At 45.5% G+C, this 14,252-nt stretch carries 14 protein-coding genes; 6 read left to right on the forward strand and 8 right to left on the reverse strand.

What is annotated here, in order from left to right; genetic code table 11:
- Window positions 1–63: 63 nt before the first annotated feature.
- The 3 genes from AC6R05_RS12165 to AC6R05_RS12175 are packed head-to-tail and all read left to right on the forward strand — an operon-like array spanning window position 64 to window position 2,997.
- Window positions 64–1,086, forward strand: a complete 1,023-nt coding sequence (locus tag AC6R05_RS12165; protein ID WP_500647502.1) for a glycosyltransferase family 2 protein — start codon at window positions 64–66, stop codon at window positions 1,084–1,086.
- On the forward strand, window positions 1,083–2,558 hold the full coding sequence (locus tag AC6R05_RS12170) for an ArnT family glycosyltransferase (protein ID WP_500647503.1): 1,476 nt from the start codon (window positions 1,083–1,085) through the stop codon (window positions 2,556–2,558). Before AC6R05_RS12165 ends, AC6R05_RS12170 begins: the two co-directional genes overlap by 4 nt.
- The gene (locus AC6R05_RS12175) at window positions 2,536–2,997 is read left to right on the forward strand and encodes a GtrA family protein (protein WP_500647504.1); all 462 of its coding nucleotides are present in this window, start codon (window positions 2,536–2,538) and stop codon (window positions 2,995–2,997) included. Before AC6R05_RS12170 ends, AC6R05_RS12175 begins: the two co-directional genes overlap by 23 nt.
- Window positions 2,998–3,131: 134 nt before the next feature.
- Here the strand turns inward: AC6R05_RS12175 and AC6R05_RS12180 are convergent, their stop codons facing one another.
- Complete coding sequence (locus tag AC6R05_RS12180; protein ID WP_500647505.1) at window positions 3,132–5,501, reverse strand: YgiQ family radical SAM protein; 2,370 nt, start codon at window positions 5,499–5,501, stop codon at window positions 3,132–3,134.
- 246 nt (window positions 5,502–5,747) lie between these two features.
- Between AC6R05_RS12180 and AC6R05_RS12185 the strand changes: the two genes are divergently transcribed.
- Window positions 5,748–6,428: an HI_1241 family integral membrane domain gene (locus tag AC6R05_RS12185; protein ID WP_500647506.1), complete on the forward strand. Its 681-nt coding sequence runs from the start codon at window positions 5,748–5,750 to the stop codon at window positions 6,426–6,428.
- Window positions 6,429–6,572: 144 nt separating this feature from the next.
- Complete coding sequence (locus AC6R05_RS12190; RefSeq protein WP_150871959.1) at window positions 6,573–6,773, forward strand: DUF4250 domain-containing protein; 201 nt, start codon at window positions 6,573–6,575, stop codon at window positions 6,771–6,773.
- A gap of 133 nt (window positions 6,774–6,906) precedes the next feature.
- On the opposite strand, the gene AC6R05_RS12195 is transcribed toward AC6R05_RS12190, so the two are convergent.
- Window positions 6,907–7,818, reverse strand: coding sequence for a LysR substrate-binding domain-containing protein (locus AC6R05_RS12195; protein ID WP_150871962.1), 912 nt, complete (start codon window positions 7,816–7,818; stop codon window positions 6,907–6,909).
- A 269-nt stretch (window positions 7,819–8,087) separates the two neighbouring features.
- Between AC6R05_RS12195 and metE the strand changes: the two genes are divergently transcribed.
- Entirely contained in the window at window positions 8,088–10,403 is a 2,316-nt protein-coding gene (gene metE, locus AC6R05_RS12200; RefSeq protein WP_500647507.1) for a 5-methyltetrahydropteroyltriglutamate--homocysteine S-methyltransferase, read from the forward strand.
- 103 nt (window positions 10,404–10,506) lie between these two features.
- Here metE and AC6R05_RS12205 read toward each other — a convergent pair whose 3' ends face one another.
- From AC6R05_RS12205 to AC6R05_RS12230, 6 genes are all read right to left on the reverse strand, one after another.
- On the reverse strand, window positions 10,507–10,902 hold the full coding sequence (locus AC6R05_RS12205; RefSeq protein WP_032549335.1) for a GspS/AspS pilotin family protein: 396 nt from the start codon (window positions 10,900–10,902) through the stop codon (window positions 10,507–10,509).
- 1 nt (window position 10,903) lies between these two features.
- On the reverse strand, window positions 10,904–11,200 hold the full coding sequence (locus AC6R05_RS12210; RefSeq protein WP_032549334.1) for a YciI family protein: 297 nt from the start codon (window positions 11,198–11,200) through the stop codon (window positions 10,904–10,906).
- Between the two features lie 204 nt (window positions 11,201–11,404).
- The gene (gene yciA, locus AC6R05_RS12215; RefSeq protein WP_150871970.1) at window positions 11,405–11,800 is read right to left on the reverse strand and encodes an acyl-CoA thioester hydrolase YciA; all 396 of its coding nucleotides are present in this window, start codon (window positions 11,798–11,800) and stop codon (window positions 11,405–11,407) included.
- 118 nt (window positions 11,801–11,918) lie between these two features.
- Window positions 11,919–12,485: a septation protein A gene (locus AC6R05_RS12220; RefSeq protein ID WP_500647508.1), complete on the reverse strand. Its 567-nt coding sequence runs from the start codon at window positions 12,483–12,485 to the stop codon at window positions 11,919–11,921.
- Window positions 12,486–12,594: 109 nt separating this feature from the next.
- Entirely contained in the window at window positions 12,595–12,843 is a 249-nt protein-coding gene (locus tag AC6R05_RS12225; RefSeq protein ID WP_032549329.1) for a hypothetical protein, read from the reverse strand.
- 353 nt (window positions 12,844–13,196) lie between these two features.
- Complete coding sequence (locus tag AC6R05_RS12230) at window positions 13,197–14,084, reverse strand: LysR substrate-binding domain-containing protein (protein ID WP_500647509.1); 888 nt, start codon at window positions 14,082–14,084, stop codon at window positions 13,197–13,199.
- Window positions 14,085–14,252: the final 168 nt, after the last annotated feature.

Genomic DNA, 14,252 nt, shown 5'->3' on the forward strand with positions numbered 1-14,252 from the left:
AACATAACTTTCATGGTGCGGTAGTTAGTCTGCCTGCGGAATCAAAAAATAGAAGACCGTATTATGACTGAACTTCACATCAATTCGCGCCGCTCAAGCGAACCTCAAATTAGCCCGGCAATCTCGCTGTCTATCATTGTCCCTTTCTTTAATGAAGAGGAAGTACTGCCTGAGTTCCACTCACGCTTAACTAAGGTACTTGATGAATTGCCCATCTCGAGTGAGATCGTTTATGTCGATGATGGTAGCAAAGACAATAGCTTGGCTTTGGTGGAGTCGTTTAAGTCAATTGCGAGCTCTATTTCAGTCATTGGTCTATCACGTAATTTTGGTAAAGAGTCTGCGATGAGCGCAGGTTTAGAACATTGCCGTGGTCAAGCGGTGATCTTATTGGATGCGGACTTACAAGATCCGCCAGAACTGATTCCAGATATGGTTTCTAAATGGCGAGAAGGTTATGACGTTGTCAATATGCAGCGTAGCCAGCGTGATGGCGAGACTTGGTTTAAGAAGTTCTCAGCAGCAAGCTTTTATCGCGTAATGAACGCCGCAGCAAAAATCGATGTACCTGAGAACGTTGGAGATTTTCGTCTGCTAAGCCGTGAAGTTGTCGATCACATCAATCAGCTTCCAGAGCGTAACCGCTACATGAAAGGCATCTTCTCTTGGCCTGGCTTTAAACAAACCACAGTGCAATTCAAACGCGATGCACGCTTTTGTGGTGAGACCAAATGGAACTACCTCAAGCTGCTGGGCTTGGCGATGGATGGCATAACCTCTTTCTCTATTCGACCACTGCGTATCGCAACCGCGCTTGGCAGTATGGTCGCTCTCAGTGCCTTTGTTTACGGCATGTTTATCATCTTTAAAACCTTGATGTTTGGTGAGCCGATTACGGGTTATCCGTCGATGATGGTTGTCCAGTTGGCGCTTGGTGGTATCCAGCTTCTTAGTATTGGTCTTATGGGCGAATACATTGGCCGTATCTTCATCGAAACCAAGAATCGCCCTTTATATCTCATTCAATCTGTTGTCGATAAACCGGCACTCAAAAAAACAGCGTATAAATTAGAGGAATCAGCATGAGCCTGAACAGAACGCACCTGTGGTATTTATTAGCCTTCGCGCTAATTCTTAGGTTGCTGTCACTGGCGACGTATCCGTTGATGGATACTACTGAAGCACGTTACGGCGAAATGGCTCGCCTGATGGTTGAAACCGGCAACTGGCTCACACCTCAGTTTGACTACGGTGTGCCTTTTTGGGGTAAGCCGCCACTGTTTACTTGGATGAGTGCAGCCGGCATCGAGCTGTTTGGTTTGAGTGAATTCGCAGTTCGTGCTCCTCATTGGTTAGCGGGCGTATTCACTATCTTATTGATCGCCTATTTTGCTAAACGTACCGGGCAGAGCGCATTGGTTGCTGCTGTGGTATTGGCAACATGTGGCATTTTCTCGATTGCTGCGGGCGCGGTGATGACGGATATTGCTCTTACACTGGCCATGACCATAGCTATGCTCGGCTTCTACTTGTGTTGGAAAGGAGAGGGCAGCAAGCGTATTAATAATGCTTGGGGTTATGTCGGTTTCATTGGTCTTGCTTGCGGTCTGCTTGCCAAAGGTCCTGTCGCGATTGTGATCATGGGTATCGCGGTTTTCCCGTGGCTTGTTTTACAACATGGATTGATTGGTGCATTCAAAGTCTTGTGGCAGCGTTTTCCAATTGTATCTGGTTTAGTGTTAATGATGGCGATTGCTCTGCCTTGGTACATCATGGCAGAAATGGCGACACCGGGCTTTATCGATTACTTCATCGTTGGCGAACACTTCAAGCGTTTTGTCGTAAGCGGTTGGGAGGGCGACCTCTATGGTTCAGCTCATGATGAAGCCCGAGGCATGATCTGGGTATTCTGGATTCAAGCTGCAGCCCCTTGGTCGATTGTACTGCCAATACTGGCATTTGCTCGTCGCCAAAAGATCCAAGAGCAAAACCAAACCAACAGTGGCTTATTTTCATTCCTAATTTGCTGGCTGATTTCACCACTGCTGCTGTTCACTATGGCGGGAAATATTCTCCCTGCTTACGTGTTACCGGGTATTCCAGCGTTAGGTCTGCTTGTGGCAATGCTGGTGGTAGAGAAAGATAAGAAGTGGTTCTCAAGTGTCGCGCTAGTGTTGCCTGTATTGCTGATGATAGCCATGGTGTATTTGAATTTAGGTAAGGCGAACGAGAAGAGTGACCGCATTATCTTCAACCATATTGAAGACGACGCCCCAAGTTACTACATCGGTAAGCGTCCATTCTCTGGTCAGTTCTATAGCTTAGGGCAAGCCAAAAAAATCACCGATATCTCAGAGGCAGATACGAGTGATAAGTTCTACTTGATTGGCAAGAAGGCAGAGGTTGAGTCGGTCATTGCACAGAATGCATTAAGCTGTGTGCGAGAACCCGTTGATAAACAGAAACGCGCGTTATTCAGTTGTAAGCCAATGAGTCCGACAGCTGTTGCTGAACCCGTTGCCGTAAAGATTCTCGATGAAAATGCCATTTCACTTTAGAACGATGACCTCAAACGTCGAAAGAGTATTGAGGCCTCATCATCAGCTAATTAAGTTTGCATGTGTTGGTGCGGGTGGATTTTTCGTTGATTGTGCCGCTTTTGCACTGTCTCATTTTGTGGGTGATTTGTCGGTGATGTGGGCAAGGGTGTTGGCCTTTCTTGTCGCGGCAACCAGCACTTGGATTGGTAACCGAGTGCTAACGTTCGAATACCAAGGGACAGGGTCACGCAGGGATGATTTTAAGCAATGGCAAAAGTTCATGACCTCGGCAATGATATCGGCCGTACCCAACTTAATCTGTTTTAAGGCACTCACATTGATACTGCCTGAATTCTATGGCTCGCTGTTTTTGGCTATGGCGGTCGGGGTGTTAGTTGGCATGGTCAGCAACTACTTACTCAGCAAGGCTTGGGTGTTTAAACAAACTCAAGCTTAGCCACTCATCTAGCCACAGAAACAAAAAAGTCCAAGTGGGGAAATCACTTGGACTTTTGTCATTTAAAGCGAAGGGTTGTCGCTCAACTACTTAAAGTTAACATCGCTACTGAAAGCTCTCGTTGTTATTAAGAGTTAGCGCTGCGCCGCACGTTGGCGGTTCTTTCCGTTACCAGAAGGTTTGCCACCTTGGCCATTGCCTGCTTTGTTGCGGTTTGGTTTGCCGTTTCCTTGAGATTGGCCGCCCGGACCTTTCTTAATGAAACCGCTCGTTGGTTTACGACCGTTGCCGCCGCCATTACCGTTGCCCTGATGACCATTACCTTGGCCGTTGTTACTGTTAGGCTTCTTACCACCTGGCTTTTTGCCTGAATGGTTACGTGGCTTCTCGCCGCCTAGACCCGGTTGAGATTTGCTGTGCTTGGTCGCGAAACGGTGAGCACCGTGACGGCCTGATTTACGGCGTTGCGCTGGTGTTTGTGCATCAAAGTCTTCTTCTGGCACCAAACAACCCGGCTTATCACCGATTAGGTGTTTCTTACCCATGTCGATCAGCGCTTCACGGATCAGTTTCCAGTTCTCTGGATCGTGGTAACGCAATAGTGCTTTGTGCAGACGACGTTGACGGTCACCTTTTGGCACAGGAATATCTTCACGCTTCTTGTACTTAACGCGTTTCAGAGGGTTGGTCTCTGAGTAGTACATTGACGTTGCGTTACACATTGGCGATGGGTAGAAGTTCTGTACTTGGTCACACTCGTAGTTGTGCTTCTTCAGCCAAAGCGCAAGGTTAAGCATGTCTTCATCTTCTGTACCCGGGTGCGCCGAGATGAAGTAAGGGATCAGATACTGTTTCTTGCCCGCTTCAGCACTGTACTTCTCGAACATCTCTTTAAAGCGGTCGTAAGTACCCATACCCGGCTTCATCATCAGATCAAGAGGGCCTTTTTCAGTATGCTCTGGTGCGATTTTCAGATAGCCACCAACGTGGTGCGTTACAAGCTCACGAACATATTCTGGAGACTCAATCGCTAAGTCGTAACGGACGCCAGACGCAATCATGATCTTCTTAACGCCTTCCACTTTACGTGCAGAGCGGTACAAGTCGATAGTGTGTTTGTGGTCTGTGTTTAGTTTCTCACAGATCTTAGGGAACACACACGATGGACGACGACAGTTCACTTCCGCTTTCGGGTCCGAACAACCTAAGCGGTACATGTTCGCAGTTGGGCCACCCAAGTCAGAGATAGTGCCCGTAAAGCCAGGTACTTTCTCTTTAATGTCTTCGATTTCATCCAAGATAGACTCTTTTGAGCGGTTCTGAATGATACGACCTTCGTGCTCGGTAATTGAACAGAACGAACAACCACCGAAACAGCCACGCATGATGTTAACTGACGTTTTGATCATGTCGTAAGCAGGAATCTTCGCTTTGCCGTACATAGGGTGAGGGACACGCTTGTATGCAAGGCCAAATACGTAGTCCATTTCTTCTGTCGTCAGAGGGATTGGCGCTTGGTTTACCCAAAGTTCGCGATCACCGTGACGTTGAATCAGAGCACGACCAGAGTATGGGTTGGTCTCTAAGTGAAGAATACGGCTAGCGTGAGCGTAAAGAATGCGGTCATTGTTAAGCTTTTCAAACGCAGGGATACGAACCGCTGTTGTATTCGCATCATGGCGAGAAGGGCGGATCGTAATCGGCTGCGCTTTTGGCTCTTCGTCTTTCTTCGTATCGCACTGGGTTTCAACCTCGTATGGGTTAACCGGTACGTAGGCTTTATTTGGCTTTTCGATACGAGAAGAGTCGATGATCTTGTAACCTTCTGGTGCTGCAGGCAAGTTGACAGCAGTACCACGAATGTTGGTCATATTCGCTAGTTCTTCACCATCGGCTAGGCGGTGTGCAACTTCAACCAATGCGCGCTCTGCGTTACCAAATAGAAGGATGTCTGCTTTTGCATCGAAAAGAACAGAACGACGAACTTTGTCAGACCAGTAATCGTAGTGAGCCACGCGGCGAAGACTTGCTTCGATGCCACCTAGAACAATCGGCGTGCCTTTGTATGCTTCACGACAACGCTGCGAGTAAACCAGTGTTGCACGGTCAGGACGCTTGCCACCTTCGTTATTTGGCGTGTAAGCATCATCGTGACGTAACTTACGGTCAGAGGTGTAACGGTTGATCATGGAGTCCATGTTGCCCGCAGTAATGCCGAAGAATAGGTTTGGTTTGCCTAGCTTCATGAAGGCATCTTTATTGTCCCATTTTGGTTGAGCAATAATACCTACGCGGAAGCCTTGTGCTTCAAGCAAACGGCCGATGATCGCCATACCAAAGCTAGGGTGATCGACATAAGCGTCGCCCGTTACGATGATAATGTCACAGCTGTCCCATCCAAGAGCATCCATTTCCTTTCTACTGGTTGGTAAAAAGGGAGCTGTGCCGTAGCATTCGGCCCAGTATTTTTTGTGTTCGTGAATAGGAGTGATATCGCTGTACATATTTCGACCTCTGATTTTTGAGGCGGGAATTATAGCGGCATGCGCCCTGACTAGCCAGTAGAACATGCCCCTGATAGTTCTAGTGTCTTTCCCCCAATAAGCTATGCATCTCTATGTCGGGATGAGATTCTTGGAAAGAGCATAGACCAAGGATACGAGACAGTGAGCAAATTGATGATTTTGATTAGTGTTCCAAGCAGTTTTTGATATCATTCTGCGAAAATAAGTCCATATAAGTAGATCCCAATGATCGAATCTGTATTACTTCAATTTGCGCCTATGTTATTGGGTGCACAACTCGTCCTTACGCTGATCTTAGTGAAAGGCGATATCTGCCCAGGCCAGCGCGGTCGTATTCATAAGGTATTACCGGCTATCGGTGTACTTTGGTTGGCGGTTGCATCACTCAAGGTCGAAGCTTTCTTAGTGGTATTTGCCATCTTCTATTTCTTCTCTCAAGTTCAGACTAAGAAGACTCGTGATGCTGGCCCTATCTGGGTAATGTATCTGGCTTGTGGTTTGGCACTCTCTTATGTGGGTATTCAAGCGAGCGAAAAGGCAACATTAGTTGGTCTAATCTCATCTCTGCTTCTCACAGTTCTACTAGGTAGCGCCTTCTCTCATCTATTGCTGACGATTGCACGAACGCGCCTTCAGGCATTCCATCGTATTTTGCCGGTTGCTGGTATCCTGAGTGGTATGTTGGTGGTGCTTGCTACTGTGCTTGGTGTTTATTCGCTTTCTGAAGCAGTATTGGAACCTATGGTACCGTCGCTACTGTTCAGCTTTGCCCTGTTGATTTCATCGATTGTGGTTTGGTGTTGGCACCTGTTGTTCGCAAAAACACCTGAAAAAATCCAGCTTGCAGTTGCCTTGCTGATGCTGATCACGTCGGTTGTAGGCTTAGAGCCAATCTGGGCGCTTTAGTAATTTGGAAACTATAGAAATTTGGGAACCTCAGAAAGCTGCGAATTGTTCTTTGATTGAGCGAGAAATGTGATCTGTTAATAAGCGGGTTTACCATTGTCGTTCTAAACTTAAATCAGTCGATGTGTTCGTAAGGAGTACGAGATGGATTTAAGCAACGTCAAAAGCCTAGATAGCATTATTCTGTTAGGGATCGTCAACGAAAAGTTACGCCTTGAATGTGATAGTTTTGAAGAGCTTGTCAGCATGTATGAAATGGATATCGAAAGCGTGGTGGGCAAACTGGATATGCTCGGCTACCAATACGATCCATTGACCAATCAATTCAAATCTTATCCGAGATAACTGCATGGCACCGTAATGGTTTAACATGGTAACAGTTTAAATAGCTTAAAAAGTCACAGATGATCAGTCTGTGGCTTTGTTGTTTTTGGAATTTTTAAAACAGTACCTTTTATAACAAACAGGTTCACGTCAGCTAGACGACTTTGATTCCATCGAGGTGACTCTTACTTTGTTGTCTTGCAGTACTGAAGAAGGCTTGTAAGTAGCGCTTATCTTTATCTGAGTTTCTTACGGCTGCAAACAGACGGCGAGACAGACCTTTCCCCAGCGGTTTACTAGCAATCAATCCTTGTCTTGAAAACTCGCTGATTGCCCAGTTGGGTAGTGCTGCCACACCTAATCCTGCAGATACCATTTGTACTAACATCAAGGTGTTATCCGCTTGTTTCCATTTCTTAGGCTCGATACCTGCCGGTTGAAGAAAGTGTTTTACCACATCAAGGCGCTGCTTCTGAACTGGGTAGGAGAGCATCGTCAGATCGACCAAGTCTTCTGGCTGAATTGCTTTTTTCTCTGCGAGAGGTGAGTTAATTGCTGTGATAAGACGCATTTCAAAATCGAACAGCGGCTCATAGTGAACTTCAGATCTTGGCTGGATATCGGAGGTGATCACCAGATCCAGTTCTCCAGCCATCAAAGCCGGTAAAGGCTCAAAGCCAAAGCCGGATGAGAAATCGAGGGTCACGCTTGGCCAAGTCACTTGATACTCTTTAAGTGCTGGCATTAACCATTGAAAACAGGAGTGGCACTCAATCGCCATATGGAGCCTGCCGTTAACATCTTCCTTGAGACTGGCCAGTTCATTCTCCGCCTTTGCCAGTTTCGGTAACACTTCATCGGCCAGCCTGAGCAGTATCTCGCCCTCGGAGGTGAACTTCACTGGGCGAGTTTTACGCAGAAAAAGCTGCCCACCCACGCGAGCCTCAAGATCTTTCAATTGATGCGATAACGCAGATTGCGTCAGGTGCAGTGATGTCGCGGTCGCTGTTAAAGAGCCACTATCACGCAATGTGGTCAATGTTCGCAGATGTTTGAGCTCTATCATGAGTAATCCTCATAGTTCCTAAGCTGATGTTCAATATTTCTTAATAACTACCCTACGTCGTTTTTGTGGATGTGTAAACATCTGGACGTCTAAATGTTTTCGGTTTTCTCATGTGTGAATTCGTGAACATGAGGTTTTTTAATAAACAAGTTGAATATTTGGAGATTGTTCACAAAGACGTTTGGCGAGATAGTTTAGCCATCCAGACGCCTTTTTCGAAATGATTCAGCGTCTGACCGGATTTAAAATAGTGATTAAGGAATAGGCTCATGACAACAACGACTCATATTTTAGGCTACCCACGTATTGGCGAAAAACGAGAACTCAAATTCGCTTTAGAAAAGTATTGGCGTGGGGAAATCGATCAAACGGAGCTAAAAGCTGTCGGCAGTCAGTTGCGCGAACGAAACTGGCAAGTTCAATCGGACGCCAATTTAAGTTTTGTCACGGCTGGCGATTTCGCTTGGTACGATCATGTTCTTGCTACTACGTTGCTTCTTGGTCATGTGCCAAAGCGTCATGACCAAAGCTTCCCTGATTTGGATACGCTGTTCCGTGTTGGTCGCGGCCGATCTCAGAGCAGTTGCTGTGGTTCAAATCATAATCATGACCAAAGTGGCGCCGCGGCATCAGACATGACCAAATGGTTTAACACCAATTATCACTACATTGTGCCTGAGTTCAGCAAGGACGACTCTTTTGAGGTTAGCTGGCCGCAACTGTTTGATGAGGTCAATCAGGCGATTAAAGCGGGCCATAAAGTGAAACCAGTATTGTTAGGGCCACTGTCATACCTCTACCTAGGCAAGGAAGTGGAAGAGGGGTTTGACCGTTTGAGTTTGTTGCCTCGCTTGCTAACTGCCTACCAGGGAATTCTGGCCAAGTTAGCTAAGTTAGGTGTCGAGTGGGTACAGGTTGATGAGCCAATCCTTGCCTTGGAGCTAGAAGCGAAATGGGCAGATTCATTTAAGCTCGCTTATCAAGTGATTCAGGGAGACGTAAAGCTACTACTCACTACCTATTTTGATTCGGTGAGCGATACGCTAGATAAGATTATCGACCTTCCTGTAAACGGTCTGCATATTGATTTGGCTGCAGCTCCGCAACAACTGAACGACGTCGTTGAAAAGCTACCTCAAGATTGGGTGCTTTCTGCGGGTGTTATTAATGGACGCAACGTATGGCGCGCTGACTTGGCTAATCAATTGGCATTGCTGCAACCTATCAAAGAGTCGTTAGGAGAGAGACTGTGGGTGGCAAGTTCTTGTTCTCTACTCCATAGCCCGGTCGATTTAGATCTTGAAGAGGTTTTAACTGAAGAAGTGAAGAGTTGGTTCGCATTCGCTAAGCAAAAAGTGACTGAAGTGAGCTTGTTAGGTGCCGCGTTAGATGGCGATCAGAAAGCGATATTAGCCTGTGAAACTTACAGCTTACCGATTGAAGCGCGTAAGCAAGCGACCCACGTGAATAAGCCACATGTTCAAGCGAGATTAAAAACGCTGACGAAAGCAATTGGCGAGCGCAGCGCACCTTATGCAGAGCGTGCGGCTCATCAGTCTGAAGTACTAGGTTTGCCATTGTTACCGACAACGACCATTGGCTCTTTCCCGCAAACCGGAGAGATACGAGTTCAACGCAGTGCTTATCGCGCAGGAAAACTGAATGAAAGTGAATACAAACAAGCGCTAAAAGGGCACATTGCAGATGCCGTTAAACGCCAAGAGGTACTCGATCTTGATGTGCTTGTTCACGGGGAAGCAGAACGTAATGATATGGTGGAGTACTTTGCTGAGAACTTAGCTGGTTTCCAGACGACCAAGTTTGGATGGGTTCAAAGTTATGGCTCTCGCTGCGTGAAGCCAGCTATCGTTGTTGCTGATATTGAGCGAGAAAAACCAATCACTGTTGAGTGGTCGACTTACGCCCAGTCGCTGACCTCTAAGCAGATGAAAGGCATGCTAACAGGGCCTGTGACCATTCTGTGTTGGACCTTCCCTCGTGAAGATATCTCCCGTAAAGAGATTGCTAACCAGTTGGCGTTCGCACTGCGTGATGAAGTGTCTGATTTGCAAGATGCCGGCATCAACATTATTCAGATTGATGAACCGGCAATCCGTGAAGGTTTACCTTTGAAGAAAGCCGATCATGCGGAGTATTTAGAGTGGGCTGTGGATGCGTTTAAAGTCTCTGCTGCAAGCGCGAAACCAGAAACTCAAATTCATACTCATATGTGTTACAGCGAATTTAATGAAATCATCGAGTCAGTGGCTGCGTTGGATGCCGATGTGATTACCATTGAAACGTCTCGCTCAAACATGGAGTTGCTCAAGGCGTTTGAAGAGTTCAATTATCCGAATGAAATCGGCCCTGGTGTTTATGATATTCACTCGCCAAACATTCCATCAGAGGAGTGGATTGTTGGCCTACTTAAGAAGGCAGCAGAGAAGATCCCAGCAGAGCGTTTATGGGCTAACCCAGACTGCGGCCTCAAAACCCGTAACTGGGAAGAAACCGAAGCTGCATTAGCAAACCTTGTGTCAGCGACGAAAGTATTGCGAAAAGAGTGGGAAGCTGAAGAAGTGTAAGACAAGTAAAGCTAGATTAAGGGTGTATATCTGAAGCCTGAATTGCATAAAAAAGCCTCGCAATCGCGAGGCTTCTGTTATTAACATTTGTTCGAATCTCGAATTAGCTACCGCTTTCGCAGGTTTGCTTGCTGATAAGTTGCTCGACCATCAATTGACCACGTGTGTTACGAATCTTGATGTTGTACGCCAAGCCCATATCTAGGTTAGCTCTTACTTCTGAGCTGGTACAGTAGCTATTCACGCTGCTTTTCAATACTTGATTAAGCGGCTTTGCACCTTGAGCATCTTGGTTGTAGATCATCATGATTTCAATCACGGTGTTCTTTGCCAAGACACGCATTACTTTCAACGGGCCGTATTCGATCGGTAGGCCAGCTGATAGAACACCTGCACGGTGCTGCGCCATCATCTCTAATTGACGTTGTTTGTCTTGGTCACTTGAACTACAGCCCGCTAGGACGAGTGCAGCCAGTGATCCGATAATCCACTTTTTCACTTTAAAATACTTTCTTAAATGGTTTTACAATCACATTAGCATAGACGCCAGCTTCAATATATGGGTCTGCATCTGCCCAAGCTTGCGCTTCTTCTAGTGAATTAAATTCTGCAATAACCGTTGAGCCTGTAAAACCAGCTTCACCTGGATTATCAGAATCTATTGCAGGCATTGGGCCAGCAGTCAATAAACGACCTTCATCGTGAAGTGTTTGTAGGCGCTCTAAATGTTGAGGGCGAACGCTTAAGCGCTTTTCCAATGAGTTTTCGACGTCTTGAGAAAAAATCACGTACCACATATTGGTATATCCTTATTTATACTTCACAAAAAAGAGGCTCAATGAGCTATGTAGCTAATTTACGCGAACTAATTGTATTTGGAAGAGGGAAAAAGAAGAAAGTGTGAATTGATGCGAATCGAAGAGGGTAGGTCTTTAAAAGCTGAATAGAAAACGTTCTAAAGACCCGATATTAATTGGCTATTGGATTGTTAAGTTGTTGGACTACTTCGCAATAGCGCGAGGCTTGCCTTCAGAATCGATAGCGACATAGTTAAAGGTCGCGTCACAGACCATAAAACGGTCTTCGATACCGTGGTCACGAACGGGCTTAACCCATACCGCCAAGTCGATGCTCATTGAAGTGCGACCGATTTTGGTACATTCGCCGTAAACACATACCACGTCACCCACCTTCACAGGCTTTTTGAACGTAATGCTCGAAACCGATACCGTTACGATGCGGCCGCATGAGATTTCTTTCGCTAGAATGCCGCCAGCTAAATCGAGCTGAGACATGATCCAGCCACCGAACACGTCGCCATTGGCGTTGGTGTCGGCAGGCATAGCAAGTGTGCGAAGAAGAAGTTGGCCTTTTGGCGCATCAGAAGTGTGACTCATTATAAGGGATTCCCAAAACATCAATAAGTCAGCGGCCAGCGTTTATCCTAGTGACCACTGTGAACGAAATAATGTGCAAGATTGTAACAAAAAATGAGATTGAGATCTCATTCGACCATTACTCCTCGTCTCGATTTTTCCCAGAAAGGGGCTGTTGCTTGTCTTTAGGTAAGCTTTTGTAGATGTATAAACCTGTCAACAAAGTAAATGTAATGGTTGCGACCAAAAGACCAAATACTTTGAAGTTCACCCATACGTCGAGTGATAAATTGAAGGCAACATAGACATTTAAAGCGGCGCATAACACGAAAAATGCCGTCCATGCCCAGTTGATGTTACGCCATACAGAATCAGGCAGAGTCAGCTCTTTTCCAAGCATCCCCTTAATTGCCGGTTTTCCCATTAGTTGGCTTACAGTTAAACCAATAGCGAACAGTGCGTAAACAATGGTGACTTTCCACTTAATAAAGTTATCGTCATGCAGGAATATTGTCATACCACCGAATACAGCAACCATAGCGAAGGTGATGACCTGCATCTTCTCCACTTTTCTGTAGAGTAGGTAAGTCAATGCAATTTGAATGGCGGTTGCGGCGATCAATGCCCCTGTCGCGGTGTAGATGTCGTACATCTTATACAGAGCAAAGAAGATGATAAGTGGGATAAAGTCGATAATTTGCTTCATGTTAGACCGAACATCCTGTTGAGATACTTCTATTCAGTCTAGCTAAAAGTGCCTCGATGCAAAATAGACCGAAGCACTTGAAAATGAAATGTTTGATTGAGTGATCTTGTCACCGCGTACATGCAGTTTGGTAACGTGGGATAAGTTGTTTAATGTCTTCCAAGTAACCTTCACTTTTGAGGTTGTCGAGTGTTTGTTCGAGCTCTTCTTCACTCATCATGAAGCAAGTTGATTTACCCGTAGTAAGGTCCAAATACTCGTGATATTCACGCTCAGTAAAGTGGCCAATACGATCCATTAGTAAGGTTTTAATTCCGTGGTGAATTAAGCCGTAATACGTATGTCTTTGTAAGGTCATAGCCTATCCTCCGTGACAAGCTGCAATAAAAAAAAGTGCAACCTGCTTTATATTGGTTGGGTTGTCTATGACAAAGCAATTCGAGTGCCATTTTCGTATTGAAGGTGGAGCTTGTTAACTCGAAAGAACGATTTGTTGCGCCTTTTCATTCAGTTAAGAGAATGCTTCGTCTGCTTTCACCAAAACAATACGTGTTGCGAGAAGAATAGTTTTATTTTGAGAGGCAATATTCCGCATCAATTTGAGAATAACTCGATTCTCATTTTGAAAAATGTCGGCAACCTGTAAGTTCTACGCTTTCCGCGCGGGGTTTATCGTCTATTCATGTCCGATCCGTTTCTATCCCATCAAAGCTAATCAACCAACCAATCAACCAGAGTAGATAGCGAAGTATTCTGGCGGTTCTTCGGTTGCAACAAGAAATAACCATTTCCTGAGAACACACTGCCTTCGCTCACTTTCACTAATCTACCTAAATCGATGTCTTGCTTTGCAAGCGTGATATCACCAATGGCAATACCGAACCCCTGAATTGCCGCATTCATTGCCTGATCAAGTGTCGCGAATTGCTGGTTATTTTTGCTTGAAAGCTCATTACTGCCGATATGTTCTAACCACAATCGCCAGTCACTTTGCTCATTATTAGCGTGAAGCCAGGTGTATTGGGACAGCTTGTGTGGCTTGATGATGTTCGATTCAATCTCTGTTAGGTGTTCTTTAACAATAATCTGCGATTGGCATATTGGCGCAAGTTGCTCGTTAAACAACAGCTGACTGACGATTGAGTGTTGGTTGGGTTTTTTACCATAGGTGATTACAGCGTCAAATGGGTCAAAGCTCGGCTCAAAGACGTGCTTAATAGTGGATGTTAACTCTACATCAATCTCAGGGTAAGCCTGTTGAAACGACATCAATTTGGGTAGCAGCCAAGAGGTAATACAGCTTGGGGCATTGAGTTTTATTTTTGAAGGAGAGCTCGATACTTGATTCAGAGCAGATTGCAGCTGTTGGATGGTTGCTTGAATAAGTGGAACCAACTCTTCACCTTTAGGTGTTAACGATAGGCCACGAGCATGACGATAAAAAAGATCACACCCTAAGCTGTCTTCAAAGGCTAAAACCTGACGGCTAACAGCCCCTTGCGTGACGTTTAGTTCATGAGCGGCATGGGTAAAATTCAAGTGCCTTGCTGTTGATAGAAAGGCGAGCAAGGTTTTGGTGGAAGGCAGCGAATGATTCATATATATACCTATGACTTTTTATCATGGCTATTATGTAATTATTTCGATTCATTTATCAATAGTGTTCTGTTTGAATGTAAATACTTAATCATCATTTATGATTCAATATGTTGATATGTCGAATATATTGAATATGAAATCGGTGGTGATAACATTCTGATTATGTGG

Source organism: Vibrio sp. R11-SG3-ISO9, assembly GCF_059834255.1.